The sequence below is a fragment of the Streptomyces sp. CRCS-T-1 genome, from assembly GCF_024442335.1.
GTDB lineage: Bacteria > Actinomycetota > Actinomycetes > Streptomycetales > Streptomycetaceae > Streptomyces > Streptomyces koelreuteriae.
This window is the reverse complement of record NZ_CP101651.1, coordinates 6,848,708-6,865,927: the sequence shown is the minus strand read 5'-3', so window position 1 is coordinate 6,865,927 and position 17,220 is coordinate 6,848,708. Positions and strand designations below refer to the sequence as shown.

15 protein-coding genes are annotated in these 17,220 nt (G+C 71.4%); 9 read left to right on the top strand and 6 right to left on the bottom strand.

Features of this window, described 5'->3' with window-relative positions; genetic code table 11:
* Positions 1–168 precede the first annotated feature (168 nt).
* From NNW99_RS31110 to NNW99_RS31085, 6 genes are all read left to right on the top strand, one after another.
* Positions 169–942: an IclR family transcriptional regulator gene (locus tag NNW99_RS31110; RefSeq protein ID WP_215122487.1), complete on the top strand. Its 774-nt coding sequence runs from the start codon at positions 169–171 to the stop codon at positions 940–942.
* A 266-nt stretch (positions 943–1,208) separates the two neighbouring features.
* Positions 1,209–2,003: an MIP/aquaporin family protein gene (locus NNW99_RS31105; protein ID WP_215122486.1), complete on the top strand. Its 795-nt coding sequence runs from the start codon at positions 1,209–1,211 to the stop codon at positions 2,001–2,003.
* 80 nt (positions 2,004–2,083) lie between these two features.
* Positions 2,084–3,622 (top strand): glycerol kinase GlpK, encoded by a 1,539-nt coding sequence (gene glpK, locus NNW99_RS31100; protein ID WP_215122485.1) that lies wholly within the window; start codon positions 2,084–2,086, stop codon positions 3,620–3,622.
* A gap of 8 nt (positions 3,623–3,630) precedes the next feature.
* Entirely contained in the window at positions 3,631–5,247 is a 1,617-nt protein-coding gene (locus tag NNW99_RS31095; RefSeq protein ID WP_215122484.1) for a glycerol-3-phosphate dehydrogenase/oxidase, read from the top strand.
* 121 nt (positions 5,248–5,368) lie between these two features.
* Positions 5,369–6,040: a FadR/GntR family transcriptional regulator gene (locus NNW99_RS31090; RefSeq protein ID WP_189726593.1), complete on the top strand. Its 672-nt coding sequence runs from the start codon at positions 5,369–5,371 to the stop codon at positions 6,038–6,040.
* A gap of 157 nt (positions 6,041–6,197) precedes the next feature.
* The gene (locus NNW99_RS31085; RefSeq protein ID WP_215122483.1) at positions 6,198–7,220 is read left to right on the top strand and encodes a PAC2 family protein; all 1,023 of its coding nucleotides are present in this window, start codon (positions 6,198–6,200) and stop codon (positions 7,218–7,220) included.
* Between the two features lie 63 nt (positions 7,221–7,283).
* Here NNW99_RS31085 and mshC read toward each other — a convergent pair whose 3' ends face one another.
* From mshC to NNW99_RS31065, 4 genes are all read right to left on the bottom strand, one after another.
* On the bottom strand, positions 7,284–8,513 hold the full coding sequence (gene mshC, locus NNW99_RS31080) for a cysteine--1-D-myo-inosityl 2-amino-2-deoxy-alpha-D-glucopyranoside ligase (protein WP_215122482.1): 1,230 nt from the start codon (positions 8,511–8,513) through the stop codon (positions 7,284–7,286).
* Positions 8,514–8,607: 94 nt separating this feature from the next.
* Entirely contained in the window at positions 8,608–9,456 is an 849-nt protein-coding gene (locus NNW99_RS31075; RefSeq protein WP_215122481.1) for an SCO1664 family protein, read from the bottom strand.
* Positions 9,420–10,010, bottom strand: a complete 591-nt coding sequence (locus NNW99_RS31070; protein ID WP_189726597.1) for a DUF3090 domain-containing protein — start codon at positions 10,008–10,010, stop codon at positions 9,420–9,422. Before NNW99_RS31070 ends, NNW99_RS31075 begins: the two co-directional genes overlap by 37 nt.
* 78 nt (positions 10,011–10,088) lie before the next feature.
* Positions 10,089–10,775 carry a histidine phosphatase family protein gene (locus NNW99_RS31065; protein ID WP_215122480.1) on the bottom strand — a complete coding sequence of 229 codons (687 nt, stop codon included), beginning with the start codon at positions 10,773–10,775 and terminating at the stop codon, positions 10,089–10,091.
* Positions 10,776–10,836: 61 nt separating this feature from the next.
* On the opposite strand from NNW99_RS31065, the gene NNW99_RS31060 reads away from it, so the two are divergent.
* The gene (locus tag NNW99_RS31060; protein ID WP_215122479.1) at positions 10,837–11,832 is read left to right on the top strand and encodes a magnesium and cobalt transport protein CorA; all 996 of its coding nucleotides are present in this window, start codon (positions 10,837–10,839) and stop codon (positions 11,830–11,832) included.
* Positions 11,833–11,843: 11 nt separating this feature from the next.
* Here NNW99_RS31060 and NNW99_RS31055 read toward each other — a convergent pair whose 3' ends face one another.
* Both NNW99_RS31055 and NNW99_RS31050 read right to left on the bottom strand, forming a co-directional pair.
* Complete coding sequence (locus NNW99_RS31055; RefSeq protein WP_215122478.1) at positions 11,844–12,632, bottom strand: ferritin-like domain-containing protein; 789 nt, start codon at positions 12,630–12,632, stop codon at positions 11,844–11,846.
* 212 nt (positions 12,633–12,844) lie between these two features.
* On the bottom strand, positions 12,845–13,900 hold the full coding sequence (locus NNW99_RS31050) for an LLM class F420-dependent oxidoreductase (RefSeq protein WP_215122477.1): 1,056 nt from the start codon (positions 13,898–13,900) through the stop codon (positions 12,845–12,847).
* A gap of 112 nt (positions 13,901–14,012) precedes the next feature.
* Between NNW99_RS31050 and NNW99_RS31045 the strand changes: the two genes are divergently transcribed.
* Together NNW99_RS31045 and NNW99_RS31040 are read left to right on the top strand one after the other, a co-directional pair.
* Positions 14,013–14,999, top strand: a complete 987-nt coding sequence (locus NNW99_RS31045; RefSeq protein ID WP_215122476.1) for an aldo/keto reductase — start codon at positions 14,013–14,015, stop codon at positions 14,997–14,999.
* Positions 14,996–17,164, top strand: coding sequence for an ATP-dependent RecD-like DNA helicase (locus tag NNW99_RS31040; protein ID WP_215122475.1), 2,169 nt, complete (start codon positions 14,996–14,998; stop codon positions 17,162–17,164). Before NNW99_RS31045 ends, NNW99_RS31040 begins: the two co-directional genes overlap by 4 nt.
* The last annotated feature ends 56 nt before the right edge of the window (positions 17,165–17,220 follow it).

Sequence of the window (17,220 nt, the reverse complement as noted above, 5' to 3'; positions counted from 1 at the left end):
GGGCGGCCGTCGGGCGTCCGATGAACCCGGACCTGAACCGCCTGTGACGCAACAAATGGCGTCCCGCCATTAGCGAGAGGTCGGCAACGACCGGTAGTGTTCGACATTGCCGAACAAGGGCTGCGGCGCCGCTTGTCGGCGGTCGAAGGGGACGGAGGCAGTACGGCGATGGCACGGAACATCCAGTCGCTCGAACGGGCGGCCGCGATGCTGCGGCTGCTCGGGGGCGGCGAGCGACGGCTCGGCCTGTCGGACATCGCCTCGTCGCTGGGCCTGGCCAAAGGCACCGCCCACGGCATCCTGCGCACCCTCCAGCAGGAGGGCTTCGTGGAGCAGGACGACGCTTCCGGGCGCTATCAGCTCGGCGCGGAGCTGCTGCGCCTGGGCACCACCTACCTCGATGTGCACGAGCTGCGGGCGCGCGCCCTGGTGTGGGCCGACGACCTGGCCCGTTCCAGCGGCGAGAGCGTCTATCTGGGCGTCCTGCACCAGCAGGGCGTGCTGATCGTGCACCACGTCTTCCGGCCCGACGACAGCCGGCAGGTCCTGGAGATCGGGGCCATGCAGCCGCTGCACTCCACGGCCCTGGGCAAGGTGCTGTCCGCCTACGACCCGGTGGCGCACAGCGAGGCCCTGGAGAACGACCGCAAGGCGTTCACCGACCGGACCGTGTGCGAGCCGGAGGACTTCGAGCACATCCTCGACCTCACGCGCGCGCGTGGCTACGCGGCGGACGTCGAGGAGACCTGGGAGGGCGTCGCCTCCCTCGCCGCACCCATCCACGACAGACGGCGCATGCCCGTCGGCGCGGTCGGCATCACCGGCGCCGTGGAGCGGCTGTGCCGGTCCGACGAGGAGGGCGCGGTGCGGCCGGAGCTGATCGCGGCCGTCCGGGACTGTGCCCGCGCGGTGTCGCGGGACCTGGGCGCCGGGCGGTTCTGAGAGCTCACAGCGGGACCGGGGCGCCGTACGGCGTTCCGGTCCTCGGCATGTCCGCGCCTGCGGGCGTCGGACACCCATGGGACGGGCAGCGATCAGTAACGATCGTGTTTTCGACTACAGAGCCCTTGACGTGCTCGTAACCCCGAAGCAAGACTCCCGTCCATCGGTCGACATTGTCGAACAGCTACCGGCAATACGCGCTAGAGTGGGACAACGCCAGGCCGGTATCGAACTTCCCCCCTGGACGAAGGACAAAGGAGTCGCGGGTGTCCAGCTCCGACATCTTCATCGGCGAGACCATCGGTACCGCCATACTCATCCTCCTCGGCGGCGGAGTCTGCGCCGCCGTCACACTGAAGGCTTCCAAGGCCCGCAACGCCGGCTGGCTCGCCATCACCTTCGGGTGGGGCTTCGCGGTGCTCACGGCGGTCTACACCACGGCGCCGCTCTCCGGCGCCCATCTGAACCCGGCTGTGACGCTGGCCATCGCCATCAAGGACGGCGACTGGAAGAACGTCCCGGTCTACTGGGCCGGACAGGTGCTCGGCGCCATGATCGGCGCGGGTCTGGTCTGGATCGCCTACTACGGTCAGTTCCACGCCCACCTCACCGACCGCGAGATCGTCGGCGGTCCGGGCGCGCAGGCCACGACCGCCAAGGCCGTCGAGGCGCAGGAGAAGGGCGCCGGCCCCGTGCTGGGCGTCTTCTCCACCGGGCCCGAGGTCCGGGTCGCCTGGCAGAACCTGGCCACGGAGATCATCGGCACCATCGTGCTGGTGCTCGCCGTGCTCACCCAGGGCCTGAACGACAAGGGCAACGGCCTGGGCACCCTGGGTGCCCTGATCACCGCGCTCGTGGTGGTCTCCATCGGTCTGTCCCTCGGCGGCCCGACGGGGTACGCGATCAACCCGGCCCGTGACCTCGGTCCGCGTATCGTGCACGCCCTGCTGCCGCTGCCCAACAAGGGCGGCTCCGACTGGGGCTACGCCTGGGTCCCCGTGGTGGGTCCGCTGATCGGCGGCGCCCTCGCGGCAGGCATCTACAACGTCGCGTTCGCCTAGAGATCCTCGCGCTCTCGCGAAACTCTCGGCACGCGCCGTACGTAAAGCCCCATAAACACGGAAACCTCCAGGAGCACACAGTGACCGACGCGCACACCGCCGGCCCCTTCATCGCCGCCATCGACCAGGGCACGACCTCCTCCCGCTGCATCGTCTTCGACCGCGACGGCCGGATCGTCTCCGTCGACCAGAAGGAGCACGAGCAGATCTTCCCGAAGCCGGGCTGGGTCGAGCACAACGCCACCGAGATCTGGACGAACGTCCAGGAGGTCGTCGCCGGGGCCATCGCCAAGGCCGGCATCACCCGCGACGACATCAAGGCCATCGGCATCACCAACCAGCGCGAGACGACCGTGCTGTGGGACAAGAACACCGGTGAGCCCGTCCACAACGCCATCGTCTGGCAGGACACCCGCACCGACGCCCTCTGTCGCGAGCTCGGCCGCAATGTCGGCCAGGACCGCTTCCGCCGCGAGACGGGCCTGCCCCTCGCCTCCTACTTCGCCGGCCCCAAGGCCCGCTGGCTGATCGAGAACGTCGACGGCCTCCAGGAGCGCGCCGAGGCGGGCGACATCCTCTTCGGCACCATGGACACCTGGGTCATCTGGAACCTGACCGGCGGTGTCAACGGCGGCAAGCACGTCACGGACGTCACCAACGCCTCCCGCACGATGCTCATGAACCTGCACACCATGCAGTGGGACGAGAAGATCTGCGAGTCCATCGGCGTCCCGAAGCAGGTCCTGCCCGAGATCCGCTCCTCCGCCGAGGTCTACGGCGAGATCACCGGCGGCACGCTGGGCGACCTGCTCGGCGGCATCCCGGTCGCCTCCGCGCTCGGCGACCAGCAGGCTGCCCTGTTCGGCCAGACCTGTTTCGCCGAGGGCGAGACCAAGTCGACGTACGGCACCGGCACCTTCATGGTGATGAACACCGGTGACAAGATCATCAACTCGTACAGCGGCCTGCTGACCACCGTCGGCTACAAGATCGGCGACCAGAAGACGGTCTACGCCCTGGAGGGCTCGATCGCCGTCACCGGCTCGCTGGTGCAGTGGATGCGCGACCAGATGGGCCTGATCTCCACCGCCGCCGAGATCGAGACCCTCGCCCTGTCGGTCGAGGACAACGGCGGCGCCTACTTCGTGCCGGCCTTCTCCGGCCTGTTCGCCCCGTACTGGCGCTCCGACGCCCGCGGTGTGATCGCCGGCCTCACCCGGTACGTCACCAAGGCGCACCTCGCGCGCGCCGTCCTGGAGGCCACCGCCTGGCAGACGCGGGAGATCGCCGACGCCATGACGAAGGACTCCGGCGTCGAGCTGACCGCCCTCAAGGTCGACGGCGGTATGACCAGCAACAACCTGCTGATGCAGACGCTCTCGGACTTCCTGGACGCCCCCGTGGTGCGCCCGATGGTCGCCGAGACCACCTGCCTCGGCGCCGCCTACGCCGCCGGCCTCGCCGTCGGCTTCTGGAACAGCACCGACGACCTGCGCGCCAACTGGCGCCGGGCCGCCGAGTGGACCCCCCGCATGGACGCGGAAATCCGCGACCGTGAGTACAAGAGCTGGCTCAAGGCCGTCGAGCGGACCATGGGCTGGCTCGAGGACGAGGAGTAAGAAACAGCATGACCACTCAGTCCACCCTGCAGTCCGTGCCTGCCCTGGGGACGCACCCGGCCTCCGGCTCGAACCCGAGCCGAGCCGAGACCAGGGAGCAGCTCGCCAAGGCGTCGTACGACCTTCTCGTGATCGGCGGCGGCATCCTGGGCATCTCCACCGCCTGGCACGCCGCGCAGTCCGGCCTCAGGGTGGCTCTGGTCGACGCCGGCGACTTCGCCGGCGCGACATCCTCCGCCTCCTCCAAGCTGCTCCACGGCGGTCTGCGCTACCTGCAGACCGGCGCGGTGAAGCTGGTGGCGGAGAACCACTTCGAGCGCCGTGCGGTCTCCCGCCAGGTGGCCCCCCACCTGGCGAACCCGCTCACCTTCTACCTCCCCGTGTACAAGGGCGGGCCGCACGGCGCGGCGAAGCTCGGGGCGGGCGTCTTCGCCTACTCCGCGCTCTCCGCCTTCGGTGACGGCGTCGGACACCTGCTCTCGCCGGCCAAGGCCGCGCAGGACGTCCCGGAGCTGCGCACCGAGAACCTCAAGGCCGTGGCCGTGTACGGCGACGACCAGATGAACGACGCGCGCATGGCGCTGATGACGGTCCGCGGCGCCGTGGAGGCGGGCGCGGTCGTCCTCAACCACGCCGAGGTGACGGGCCTGCGCTTCACCAAGGGCCGTGTCACGGGCGCCGAGCTGAAGGACCGCCTCTCGGGCGACGAGTTCGGCGTCAGCGCCCGGCTGGTCCTGAACGCGACCGGCCCGTGGGTCGACCACCTGCGCAAGATGGAGGACGCGAACGCCGCGCCGTCCATCCGGCTGTCGAAGGGCGCGCACCTGGTCCTGAAGCGCACCTCCCCCTGGAAGGCCGCGCTCGCCACCCCGATCGACAAGTACCGCATCACGTTCGCCCTCCCCTGGGAGGACATGCTGCTCCTCGGCACCACCGACGAGGAGTTCGAGGGCGACCCGGCGGATGTCTCGGTCACCGAGAAGGACATATCCCAGATCCTCGACGAGGCCGCCTTCTCCGTCCGCGACCAGCAGCTCAGCCGCGACCTCATCACCTACTCCTTCGCGGGCCTGCGGGTGCTGCCGGGCGGCCCCGGCGACACCTCCAAGGCCAAGCGGGAGACGGTCGTCACCGAGGGCCGGGGCGGCATGCTGTCCGTCGCGGGCGGCAAGTGGACCACCTTCCGGCACATCGGCCGGACGATCATGCAGAAGCTGGAGTCGCTGCCGGGCCACCCCCTGGGCGACGACTTCGAGCCGATCAGCTCGCTGCCGAAGAAGCTGCCGCTGCCCGGCATCGCCAACCCGCGCGCGGTCGCCCACCGGCTGCTCACCGACCGCCCGGCGCCCGGCCCCCGCATGGGAGCCGACACCGCCAAGCACCTGGCCACGCACTACGGCTCGCTGGCGTTCGACATCGCCCGCCTGGCCAACGACAACCCGGAGCTCGCCGAGCGCGTGCACCCGGACGCCCCGGAGATCTGGGCGCAGGTCGCCTGGGCCCGGGACCACGAGTGGGCCGAGACGCAGGACGACGTGCTGCGCCGCCGGACGACGCTGACGATCCGGGGCCTGGCCACGGACGACGTCCGCGCCAAGGTCCAGGACCTGCTCGACAAGAAGTAGGCGCGATACGGGCCTCGTGCACGAAGGGGCGGCTCCCCGCCGACGGAGCCGCCCCTTCCTTGTGTCCGTGGCCGCATAATGACGTGATACGTCGGAGGTCTTAGGCGACAGGAGGCCGACCATGGCAGTCACCGACGAGGCGATCGAGAAGATCAAGGGAATGATCGTCTCCGGGGCGCTGCGCCCGGGCGACCGGCTGCCCAAGGAGAGCGAACTCGCCGCCGACCTCGGCCTGTCCCGCAACTCCCTGCGGGAGGCCGTCCGCGCGCTGTCGCTCATCCGGATCCTGGACGTCCGCCAGGGCGACGGCACCTATGTGACGAGCCTCGATCCGCAACTCCTGCTGGAGGCCATGAGCTTCGTCGTGGACTTCCACCGCGACGACACGGTCCTGGAGTTCCTCGCCGTACGCCGCATCCTGGAGCCGGCCGCGACGGCCATGGCCGCGCTGCGGATCAGCGAGCAGCAGCTGGACGCGCTCACGGCCCAGCTCGACAAGCTCGGCGACGCCCCGTCCGTGGAGGATCTCGTCGCCTGCGACCTGGAGTTCCACCGGGGCATCGTGCACAGCTCGGGCAACTCCGTGCTGTGCTCGCTGCTCGACGGGCTGTCCGGCCCCACCACCCGGGCCCGGATCTGGCGGGGCCTCACCCAGGAGGACGCCGTGGGCCGCACCCTGCGCGAGCACCGGGCGATCCTCGCCGCCCTGCGCGACCGGGACGCCGAGGCGGCGCGCTCGTGGGCGACCGTGCACATCGCGAGCGTGGAGCAGTGGCTGCGCTCCACGCTGTGACCGCAGCCTCACGGACAGCTCGGATGAATCCGGGGTGTTCAGGGGCGGATCACGGGGCAGTGATGGGGTCACTCCCCCTGCGAGGGGGCTGCGGGCGCCCCCTTGGCACGCCGTAAGGTTGGGGCGTTCGCGAGGGTACGTCGGAAGGAGGCACTGGGTGATCGAGCTCGAGGGGGTTCCCGAGCTGGTCGACCCGGTCATGGTGGCCGCGTTCGAGGGCTGGAACGATGCCGGCGACGCCGCCTCCACCGCGGTCGCGCATATCGACAGGGAATGGAAGGGCGAGGTGTTCGCGGCGCTGGACGCCGAGGACTACTACGACTTCCAGGTGAACCGCCCCACGGTGTTCATGGAGGCGGGCGTCCGCAAGATCACCTGGCCGACGACACGGCTGTCGGTGGTCCGGGTCGGCGGGGACAAGCCGCGTGATCTCGTGCTCGTCCGGGGCATCGAACCGTCCATGCGGTGGCGCTCGTTCTGCAACGAACTGCTGGGCTTCGCGCACGAACTGGGCGTGGAGCTGGTGGTGGTCCTGGGCGCCCTGCTCGGCGACACTCCGCACACCCGTCCGGTGCCGATCAGCGGGACGACGTCCGACGCCGACCTGGCCCGCCGCATGGACCTGGAGGAGACCAAGTACGAGGGCCCGACGGGCATCGTGGGCGTCCTCCAGGAGGCCTGCACCCACGCGGGCGTGCCGGCCGTGTCGCTGTGGGCGGCGGTGCCGCACTACGTGTCGCAGCCGCCGAACCCGAAGGCCACGCTGGCTCTCCTGAACCGCCTGGAGGACCTGATCGACGTGCGCATCCCGCTGGGCGAGCTGCCCGAGGACGCGCGCGCCTGGCAGGTGGGCGTGGACCAGCTCGCCGCCGAGGACAGCGAGGTCGCCGAGTACGTCCAGTCGCTGGAGGAGGCCCGGGACACCGCCGAGCTGCCGGAGGCCTCGGGCGAGGCCATCGCGCGCGAGTTCGAGCGTTATCTGAGACGCCGGGACGGCGGCGGACCGACCGCCTCCGGCGGACACGCGACGGCGGACGGCAGCGACAGCACGTCGTATCTGCGGGACAGCCCCAGCGGCCGTACCCGACCGCCGAAGCCGCCCAAGGCGGGCACGGACGACGGGGAGTCCTCGGCCCAGCCCAAGCCGGGCACGGACGACGAGGAGTCGTCGGAGGACTGAGGCACACAGACACAGCAGAAGGGGCGCTTCCCGGCCGGGAAGCGCCCCTCTCTCTGTTCTCGGCTACAGCGCTACGCCCAGCAGCGCGTCCACCGCCCGGGACACGACACCGGGAGCGCCGATGTCCGTGCCGCCGCTCTCCTCCTGGAGGGCGGCCCAGCGGTCGACCGCGGCGAGCGCGGCCGGGGCGTCCAGGTCGTTCGCGAGGGCCTCGCGGATCTCCTCCACGAGCGCCTCCGCGGCCGGGCCGTCGGGCCGGGACACGGCGGCGCGCCAGCGGCCGAGCCGGGCGACGGCGGCCCGCAGGACCTGGTCGGTCCACTCCCAGTCGGCGCGGTAGTGGTGGGCGAGCAGCGCGAGCCGGATGGCGGCCGGGTCGACGCCGTCGTGCCGCAGCTTGGAGACGAAGACCAGGTTGCCCTTGGACTTGGACATCTTCTCGCCGTCGAGGGCGACCATGCCGGCGTGCACATACGCCTTGGCCATGGGGAACTCGCCGGTGAGGGCCTGGGCGTGCGAGGCGCCCATCTCGTGGTGCGGGAAGGCGAGGTCCGAGCCGCCGCCCTGGATGTCGAAGCCCATGCCGAGGTGGTCGAGGGCGATGGCCACGCACTCGATGTGCCAGCCGGGCCGTCCGCGCCCGAGCGATCCGCCGTCCCAGCTCGGCTCGCCCTCACGGGCCGCCATCCAGAGCATCGGGTCGAGGGGGTTCTTCTTGCCCGGCCGCTCCGGGTCGCCGCCGCGCTCGGCGGACAGCAGACGCATCGCCTCGGCGTCGAGGTTCGAGACCTTGCCGAAGTGCGGGTCGGACTCGACGGAGAAGTAGACGTCCCCTTCGAGTTCGTAGGCCGCGCCCGCGTCCCGCAGCCGCTCGACGAGCGGGACGATGCCCGGTATCGCCTCGACGGCTCCTATGTACTGCCGCGGCGGCAGCATCCGCAGGGCCGTCATGTCCTCGCGGAAGAGGACCGTCTCCTTCTCGGCGAGGGCGGCCCAGTCGATGCCGTCGCGCTGCGCCCGCTCCAGGAGCGGGTCGTCGACGTCGGTGACGTTCTGGACGTAGTGAACCTGCCGCTGGGTGTCGAGCCACACGCGCTGCACGAGGTCGAACGCGTTGTACGTCGCCGCGTGTCCCAGGTGGGTGGCGTCGTACGGGGTGATGCCGCAGACGTAGATACGGGCGACGGGACCGGGGTCGAGGGTGACGAGGCCGCCGGTCGCGGTGTCGTGGATCCTCAGGTCGCGGCCCTGACCAGGCAGGGCGGGGACCTCGGAAGCGGGCCAGGCATGCATGTCATGAGCGTAACCGGACTGCAGTTCCATATACGAATGGGAGCGGTCCGGACGGCCGAGAAGGCGTTCTTGCGCGACCTCGACCTCTGTGCTTCTACACGGGTGGCCAGGGAATCGCCGGCCACTCCCCGCTCGGTTCCGGATGCGTCCCCGAGGCGAGCAGCGCACCGACACGCGCGCGTACGGCGTCGATCTCTACGGCGGTGATCAGCGGTTCCAGCCGCGCGGTGAGGGCCCCGCCCTCCGCCAGACCCTTCCTGAGCCCTTCGAGGACGTCGGCGGCCTCCGGGGTGAAGGGCTCCCCCGCCCAGCCCCACAGCAGGGTCCGCAGCTTGTTCTCGGCGTTGAAGGTCACCCCGTGGTCGATCCCGTACAACCGCCCCTCGCCGGTGGGCAGCAGGTGCCCGCCCTTGCGGTCGGCGTTGTTGATCACGGCGTCCAGCACCGCGAGCCGCCGCAGCCGCTCGTCGTCGGCGTGCACGAGCAGGGCGGTACGGCCCTCCCCGACCTCGGCGAACCCGATCGCCTTCCAGCCCGGCTCCGGTTCCTCCCCGTCGACCAGGGCGAGCAGCTCCGCGTCCGGCGCCGCCTCGATCCACAGCTGGCACATGCCCTCGCCGTAGGGGCCGTCGCGCAGCACGGTGGGCGGGACGAGGCCCCAGCCGGTCGCCTCGGAGACTTCGTACGCGGCGACCTCGCGCTGGGCGAGGGTCCCGTCGGGGAAGTCCCACAGGGGCCGCTCCCCGGCGACCGGCTTGTAGACGCAGGCCGCCTCCTGGCCGTCGTAGGCCACCGTGCAGTACAGGGCGGCGTTGGAGGCGTCACGGATGCGTCCGCGTACGGTGATCTCGCCCCGGGCGAGCAGCTCGGCGGAGGCCTGCGGCTCGGCGGGGTCCTCGGGAGGTGTCACGCTCCGCGGCGGTATCCGTTCTGGCGCGGACATACGTGTCCTTCCGGGTCGAGCGGGAGGCTGCACAGCGGGCACGGCGGCCGCCCGGCGTTGACGACGTCGAGGGCGCGCTTGGCGAAGGCCCTCGCCTGCGCGCCGGTGAGCCGGACCCGCAGCATCGGCGGCCCGTTCTCCTCGTCCTGGAGCAGCCGCTCCTCGGCCTCGGCGAGGTCCTCCTCGGAGTCGGCGTCGAGCTCGACGAGCGCCTGCGCCTCGACGATCATGAGCTGCTCGTCGCCGTCCCAGGCGAGCGCCATGGTGCCGACCCGGAACTCCTCCTCGACGGGGGTGTCCAGCGGGGCGCTGTCGTTGATCTCCGTCGGTGCGACGGCGGGGACGGAGGCGCTTCCTCCGCTACGGCGTACGACCTCGTCGAGGAGCTCGTCCATGCGCTCGGCGAGCGCGGCGACCTGGGTCTTCTCCAGGGCCACGCTGGTCACCCGGGTGCCGGCCGAAGCCTGGAGGAAGAACGAACGGCGCCCGGGCAGCCCGACCGTACCGGCCACAAAACGCTCCGGATGGTCGTAGAGGAACACCTGACGGGACACGTCCTGTCTCCATTGGAATCGTGGGGGCCGTGTGACAACGGCACTGCTGCGACCGCTTCACCCTACTGCGGCGAACGATCACGGTGCGCCCGCACCACCCCCGACTTGGGCGTCGTCGCCCGGCGCCTCCTCACGCGGCACCAGGGACGTGAAGTCGCCGGTGTCGCCGAGGCGGACGAGGAACGGCCGCAGTCGTGTGTAACGGATCGCGGTGATGGAACACGGTTCGACGGAAATCCGCTGGAAGAGGTCCAGATGAAGTCCGAGTGCCTCGGCGACGAGCGACTTGATGATGTCGCCGTGGGAGCACATCAGGTAGACGGCGTCGGCGCCGTGGTCGCGCTCCACGCGCGCGTTCCACTCGCGCACCGACTCGGCGGCACGCGTCTGCATGGCCCGCATCGACTCGCCGCCGGGGAAGGCCGCCGCGGACGGGTGCGCCTGCACCACCTCCATCAGGGGCTCGTCCTTGAGCTCGGCGAGCTTGCGCCCGGACCAGTCGCCGTAGTGGCACTCGCCGATGCGCTCGTCGGTGTGCGGGGTCAGTTCCGGCCGGGCCTCCAGCAGGGGCCCGATCGTCTCCTGGCAGCGCTGGAGCGGGCTGGCGACGATCTCGGCGAGGGGCAGTTCGGCGAGGCGTCCGGGCAGCGCGGCGGCCTGCGCGGCGCCGCGTTCGTCGAGGGCGACACCGGGCGTCCAGCCGGCGAGCAGTCCCTCGGTGTTCGCGGTGGAACGTCCGTGCCTGACGAGGATCAACGTGGGCATGCGATCCAGCGTAGGCGCACGCGCGCGTACGGTGTCGTTCGAGTGACAGGAGACTCGCCTCGTGATCGTCGACTGTGCCATCTACCGCGACGGACACCGGACGGAGGGGCCCGAGGACTTCTCCGACGCCCTGGGTGAGGCCCGTACGGCGGGCGGTTTCGTCTGGATCGGGCTGCACGAGCCGACGGAGCGCGAATTCGACCATGTCACCCGGGAGTTCGGTCTGCACCCGCTGGCCGTCGAGGACGCCCTCAAGGCCCATCAGCGGCCCAAGCTGGAGGTGTACGACGACTCGCTCTTCGTGGTCCTCAAGCCGGTGGTGTACGAGCCGCGCAGCGACACCGTCTCCTCCGGCGAGATCATGATCTTCCTGGGCGACGCGTTCGCCGTCACCGTCCGGCACGGCGAGGGCGCCCCGCTCAAGGCCGTACGCAACCGGCTGGAGCAGGAGCCGGAGCTGCTGGGCAACGGCCCCACGTCCGTGCTGTACGCGATAGCCGACGCCACCGTCGACCACTATCTGGACGTCGCGATCGAGTTGCAGGCCGATCTGGAGGGGCTGGAGGCGGAGGTGTTCTCGCCGCTGGACGGCGGCTCACGGAACACCGCCTCCCGGATCTACGACTTCAAGCGCCAGGTCCTGGAGTTCCGCCGGGCGACCGGACCGCTGGCCTTGCCGGTGAGCCGGCTCGCGGGCACGGCGCAGTCCGGTGCGACGGTGCCGTTCGTGGACGACCGGGCCCGGCCCTTCTTCCGGGACGTCGGCGACCACCTCACACGCGTCAACGAGTCCGTGGAGGGCCTGGACCGGCTGGTGTCGGACATCCTCTCGGCGCATCTGGCGCAGATGAGCGTCCGGCAGAACGACGACATGCGGAAGATCTCCGCGTGGGCGGCCATGGCCGCGATCCCCACGATGGTCGCGGGGATCTACGGCATGAACTTCGAGCACATGCCCGAGCTGCGCTGGGAGTGGTCCTACCCGGCCCTCGTCCTGCTGATGGTCGTCCTGGAGGTGCTGGTGTTCCGGCTGTTCAAGCGCCGGGGGTGGCTGTAGACCGGCTGGTCTCAGGCGAACTCGGGTGCCGCGGAGGCCGGGCCGCCGAGGGCGTCGCGGCGCTCGGGCATCTCCAGGGACACCATCCGGCGCCATCCGCCCAGCCGTTCGTAGGCGTACATCGCGTGGATGCCCGCCGCGAGCACCGCCGACTTGGCCTTCGACCAGCCCAGGATGCGCCCCATGTTCGCCATGACCGCGAGGCTGACGTCCCGGTAGACCCGGATCTCGGCGAGCGCGCACTCGCGCAGGGTCCGCTGGATGGCCCGGCCGTGCCCCGCGTAGGCGAAGCGCAGCAGTTCCTCGTGGCAGTAGGCGAGGTGGTTGTCCTCGTCGCCCGAGATCTGCTTGACCGCGCGGCCGATGTCGGGGTCGTCCGCGAAGTGCTTGCGGAGCAGATCCATCTGCTCGGAGGCGCGCTGTTCGGTGACCCGGCTGTGCGAGAGGTACGTGACGATGTCCTGGACCGCGAGCCGCTCGTCACGCCCCAGCTGCTCGTGCGCGAGGCCGATGCCGTTCTTCTCCAGGAGCATCGTGTAGTCGGTCTCCGGCGGGACCGGGACGGGGTCGAGGCCGCGCTTCTTCATCAGGGCGTTGAAGATCCGCCCGTGCTTGTCCTCGTCGGCACCGTGGCGGGTGATCTTGGGGGCGAGTTCTCGCTCGCTCTCCGGGACGAGCGCGGCGATCCGGGCGTTCTCCCAGCCGCCCTGGGACTCGCCGCTCGCGGCGATGGAGCAGAACAGGGCGAAGGACTCGTCGTTGGCGAGGATCTCCTGGAACAGACTCTTGGCCGAAAGCATCGTGGGCACCTCTCCCGCGCGCGTGCGCGTGCTGCAGGATTCCGCAGTTTCCGCAAAGAACGAGTCAAGTGCGGGCTGCGCGGTGCTGCAACAGGTACGACGGACAACTCCGCCAAATGGAGGACGTAACCCTCGGCTGCTCCCCGCGTTGTTCTGCGTGACGGCCGTGGCGGGGAAGACCCCCGAGCCCCCACCACGGCCGCAGAAATCTTCTAGGCGAGCCCGGCGCGCTCCAGGGCCTCGCTGCCGGCGCGCAGGGACGCGATCCGCTCGTCGAGCGTGAAGCCCGCCGGAGCCAGGGTCAGGGTGGTGACACCGGCTTCCGCGTAAGCCTTCATCCGGTCCGCGATGCGCTCCACGGAACCGAGCAGGGTCGTCTTGTCGATCAGGTCGTGCGGCACGGCGGCCGCCGCGCCCTGCTTGTCGCCGGACAGGTACTTGTCCTGGATCTCGGCGGCTTCCTTCTCGTAGCCCATGCGCTGGGCGAGCTGGTTGTAGAAGTTCTGCTTGCGGCTGCCCATGCCGCCGACGTACAGCGCGGTGTAGGGGCGGAAGGTGTCGGCGAGCACGGCCACGTCCTTGTCCTCGCCGAGGGCCAGGGGCAGGGTCGGGCAGATGTCGAAGCCGTCGAGGGTCTTGCCCGCCTTCTCACGGCCGGCCCGCAGATACTGGATCGCCGTGTCCTCGAGGTGGTCGGCGGAGGGGAAGATCAGCAGGGCGCCGTCGGCGATCTCACCGGTCTGCTCGAGGTTCTTCGGGCCGATCGCGGCGATGTAGAGCGGGATGTGCTCGCGCTGCGGGTGCACGGTCAGCTTGAGGGGCTTGCCCGGGCCGCCGGGCAGCGGCAGCGTCCAGTGCTGTCCCTCGTACGACAGACGCTCGCGCGTCATGGCCTTGCGGATGATGTCGACGTACTCACGCGTGCGTGCCAGCGGCTTGTCGAACTTGACGCCGTACCAGCCCTCGGAGACCTGCGGGCCGGAGACGCCGAGGCCGAGCCGGAAGCGGCCGCCGGAGAGCGAGTCGAGGGTGGCGGCCGTCATGGCGGTCATCGCGGGCTGGCGGGCCGGGATCTGGAAGATCGCGGAGCCGACGTCGATCCGTTCGGTCTGGGCGGCGACCCAGGTCAGTACGGTGGCGGCGTCGGATCCATAGGCCTCGGCGGCCCAGCAGACGGCGTATCCGAGCCGGTCGGCCTCCTGGGCGACGGCCAGATTGTCGGCGTCCATGCCGGCACCCCAGTAGCCGAGGTTGATACCGAGCTGCATCCCGATTCCCCTTACCGATCAGTAACGTGCCTTGTCCGCAGACCATAGCGCGCGGAAATCCGTCGTCCACAGCCCCCCACACCGTAGGTTCTGGCCAGTAATCTCGGCGTTCATGGAGCAGAGGCATCTCGGCCGCACCGGCCTTCGTGTGTCCCGGATCGGGCTCGGCACCCTGACCTGGGGGCGGGACACCGACGAGCACGACGCCGCGGACCTGATGAAGACGTTCTGGGAAGCGGGCGGGACCCTCGTCGACACCGCGGACGTGTACGGCGACGGAGAGGCCGAGTACCTGCTCGGCCGACTCATAGACGGCCTGGTGCCCCGCCGTGACCTGGTCATCTCGACCAAGGCCGGCAGCGTACCGGACCCCGACCGCCGCTTCGACGGCTCCCGCGGACATCTGCTCTCCGCGCTGGACGCCTCGCTCTCCCGCCTCGGCACCGACTACGTCGACCTGTGGCACGTGCACGCCTTCGACCCGGACACCCCGCTGGAGGAGACCCTCCAGGCCCTGGACCTCGCGGTCGCCAGCGGCCGTGCCCGCTATGCCGCCGTCTCCAACTTCTGCGGCTGGCAACTCGCCAAGGCCGCCACCTGGCAGCTCGCCTCCCCCGGCACCCGGACCCGGCTGGCAGGCACACAGTTGGAGTACTCGCTGCTCCAGCGCGGCGTCGAGCGCGAGGTGCTGCCGGCCGCGCTGGACCTCGGCATCGGCCTGCTGCCCTCCTCCCCGCTCGGGCGCGGCGTGCTGACGGGCAAGTACCGGGGCGACACGACGCCCTTGGACTCGCGCGGCGCCTCGGAGCATCTCGCCCCGTTCGTCGCGCCGTACCTCGACGACACCGCGAGCCGCATCGTGGACGCCGTGACGACCGCGGCCGACGGCCTCGCGGTGACGCCGCTCCAGGTCGCCCTGGCGTGGGTCCGCGACCGGCCGGGCGTGGCCGCTCCCGTCGTCGGCGCGCGCAACGCGCAGCAGCTCACGGCCGCGTTGTCAGTGGAGACCCTTAGTCTTCCTGACGAGATCTGCCGGGCGCTCGACGATGTGTCGGCGCCCGTGCACCGCTATCCCGATCACGACTGGAGCACGCTGTGAGCACGGAGCCGGAGACCACGGAGGACGCCGAGCCGGGGACGCCGACCGGTGGTGCGGAGCCCGAGGAGACCGAGCAGGCCAAGGAGGGCGCGGCCGATGCCGGTCAAGTGTCCGAGGCCGAGGCCGAGCTGCGGGCCCAGCAGGCCGAGCGGGAGCGCATCGAGCAGCGGAAGGCCGAGAAGGCACCGATCGAGAGCGGCACCAAGCTGAGCGGCAAGGCCGCCGATCTGCTCGCCGCCGTACGGGCCGTGGAAGGCGGCGAGAAGCCGTCCGCGACGGTCTTCGAAGAGCCCGCGCCCGCCCCCCGGCGCCCCGCCCAGCCGGTACGGCGACCGCAGCCGGTGCCGTCGGCCGAGACCAGCGCCGCTTCGTCGGCTCCCGCGCCGGAGGCGGTGCAGGCCGTGGGGCGGGTGCTCGGCGAGGGCGGCGCCCCGGAGACGCTCGCGCCGCAGGTGACCGAGGCACTCGGCGAGAGCGCGGACGAGCGGCTGCGCGCGGACCCCTGGCAGTTGCTGCGGGTCGCCGGCGTGCGGCCCGAGCAGGCCGACGGGTTCGCGCGGGCCCTGCTCGGCTCCGAATGCGCCCCGGACGACGAGCGACGGGGCCGGGCCGTCACCGTCTGGCTCCTGGAGCAGGCCGCGCTGGCCGGGCACACCGCCCTGGAGATGCCGGCGCTCCTCGCGGCCTTGGCGCAGCGGGGCGTTCCGGAACCGGACGGCGCGGTGCAGGACGCCCTCGCGGAGGGTGACGCGCTGGTCTTCCAGGACGCCCTGGAGGAGACCGGCGCACCGGCCCCGGCGCAGCAGAGCGACGCGGAGCAGGACGACTCGGAGGAGGACGACTCTGAGGACGAGGGGCGCCCGGTCCGCGTCCTGGTCGGGCTGGAGCGGTACGCCCTCGCGGAGGAGAGCCTGGCCGACGGTCTGGCCCGGCTCGTCAACTCGGCGCCCAAGCAGGACGGTTCGGCCGAGGAGTGGGAGCGGGCCGCCGCGGCGAAGGGGTCGGCGGGTGAGCTGCTGCGCGCGGTCGCCGGTCATGGCCTGGTCCTGCACACCGGCGGGGAGGCGTCCCTGGCCGAACCGGCCGCGCTGCTGACCGCCGCGCACTCCCTCGGGCTGCGCGCCTGGGCAGCCGCCCATGGCCCGATCGGCCGGAACCGTTTCGCGGCTCTGCTGCGCTCCGGTCCGGACGGCGCAGCGGATGAGGACCACTCCCCCGTCGCCACCGTCTCCGGGCTGCTGGCCGGCCTCGAAGGACCCGGCCGGGATGCCGAGGGGGCGCTGGATCTCGATCTGCTCGTCGTGCTCGACGCGCCGCAACTGGACGTCGAGACGGCGGCGCTGCTGACGGAGTCGCTGCCCGACGGGGCGCGGCTGGTGCTGGCCGGGGACCCGGCGGTGCTGTGGTCCGTCGGACCGGGCCGGGTCTTCGCGGATCTGCTCGCGGCGCGGATCTGCCCGCAGATCGCCTCGCGGCGGCCGGATCCCGGGCCGCTGGGCGAGCTGGTCTCGGGGATCGGCGTCGGCGAGCTGAACCAGGTCGAGGCCCCCGGCAAGGAGGTCGTGATCGTGCCGGTGCGGGACGCGGGCGAGGCGGTGCACCGGGCGGTGCAGCTCGTCGTCGACTCGGTGCCGCGGGCGATCGGCGTACCGGCCGAGGAGACCCAGGTGATCACACCGGGGCACGGCGGCGCCGTCGGCACCCGCGCGCTCAACACGGCGTTGAAGGAGCGGCTCAACCCGGGCCCGGGCCGCTTCGGCGGCTTCGACCCCGGTGACCGGATCGTCTACTCCCCCGTTCCGGGCCGTGCGCTGCCGGGGCGTGTGGTGAAGGCGGACGCCGAGGGGCTCCATCTGTCGTGCGAGGGCGAGGCCGTCGTCGTACCGAAGGAGCGGGTGGAGCAGTCCGTGCGGCACGGCTGGGCGCTGACCGCGCACCAGGCGGTGGGGAGCCGGTGGCCCGCGGTGGTCGTGGTGCTGCCCGGCGATGCCGCGCAGGCGCTCAGCAGGCCCTGGGTGTACACGGCGTTCGGGCGGGCCGACCGCCATCTGTCCGTGGTGCACGGCGTGGAACAGGCGCTGCCCCGGGCCGTGGCCGAGGTTCCGGCGAAGCCCCGGACGACCCGGCTTCCGGTGCTGCTCGCTCCGCAGGTCGACGGAGGCTGACAACGGCGGTGGTCACGGGGACGGCCCCCGTGACCACCGCCGTCGGGTGACCAGCG

Bases quoted from the DNA above. Each gene is read 5' to 3' on its own strand.
- NNW99_RS31075 (WP_215122481.1), bottom strand. From the start codon at position 9,456: ATGTCCGCGCCAGAACGGATACCGCCGCGGAGCGTGACACCTCCCGAG.
- NNW99_RS31095 (WP_215122484.1), top strand. From the start codon at position 3,631: ATGACCACTCAGTCCACCCTGCAGTCCGTGCCTGCCCTGGGGACGCAC.
- NNW99_RS31050 (WP_215122477.1), bottom strand. From the start codon at position 13,900: ATGCAGCTCGGTATCAACCTCGGCTACTGGGGTGCCGGCATGGACGCC.
- mshC (WP_215122482.1), bottom strand. From the start codon at position 8,513: ATGCATGCCTGGCCCGCTTCCGAGGTCCCCGCCCTGCCTGGTCAGGGC.
- NNW99_RS31055 (WP_215122478.1), bottom strand. From the start codon at position 12,632: ATGCTTTCGGCCAAGAGTCTGTTCCAGGAGATCCTCGCCAACGACGAG.
- NNW99_RS31110 (WP_215122487.1), top strand. From the start codon at position 169: ATGGCACGGAACATCCAGTCGCTCGAACGGGCGGCCGCGATGCTGCGG.
- NNW99_RS31065 (WP_215122480.1), bottom strand. From the start codon at position 10,775: ATGCCCACGTTGATCCTCGTCAGGCACGGACGTTCCACCGCGAACACC.
- NNW99_RS31090 (WP_189726593.1), top strand. From the start codon at position 5,369: ATGGCAGTCACCGACGAGGCGATCGAGAAGATCAAGGGAATGATCGTC.
- NNW99_RS31045 (WP_215122476.1), top strand. From the start codon at position 14,013: ATGGAGCAGAGGCATCTCGGCCGCACCGGCCTTCGTGTGTCCCGGATC.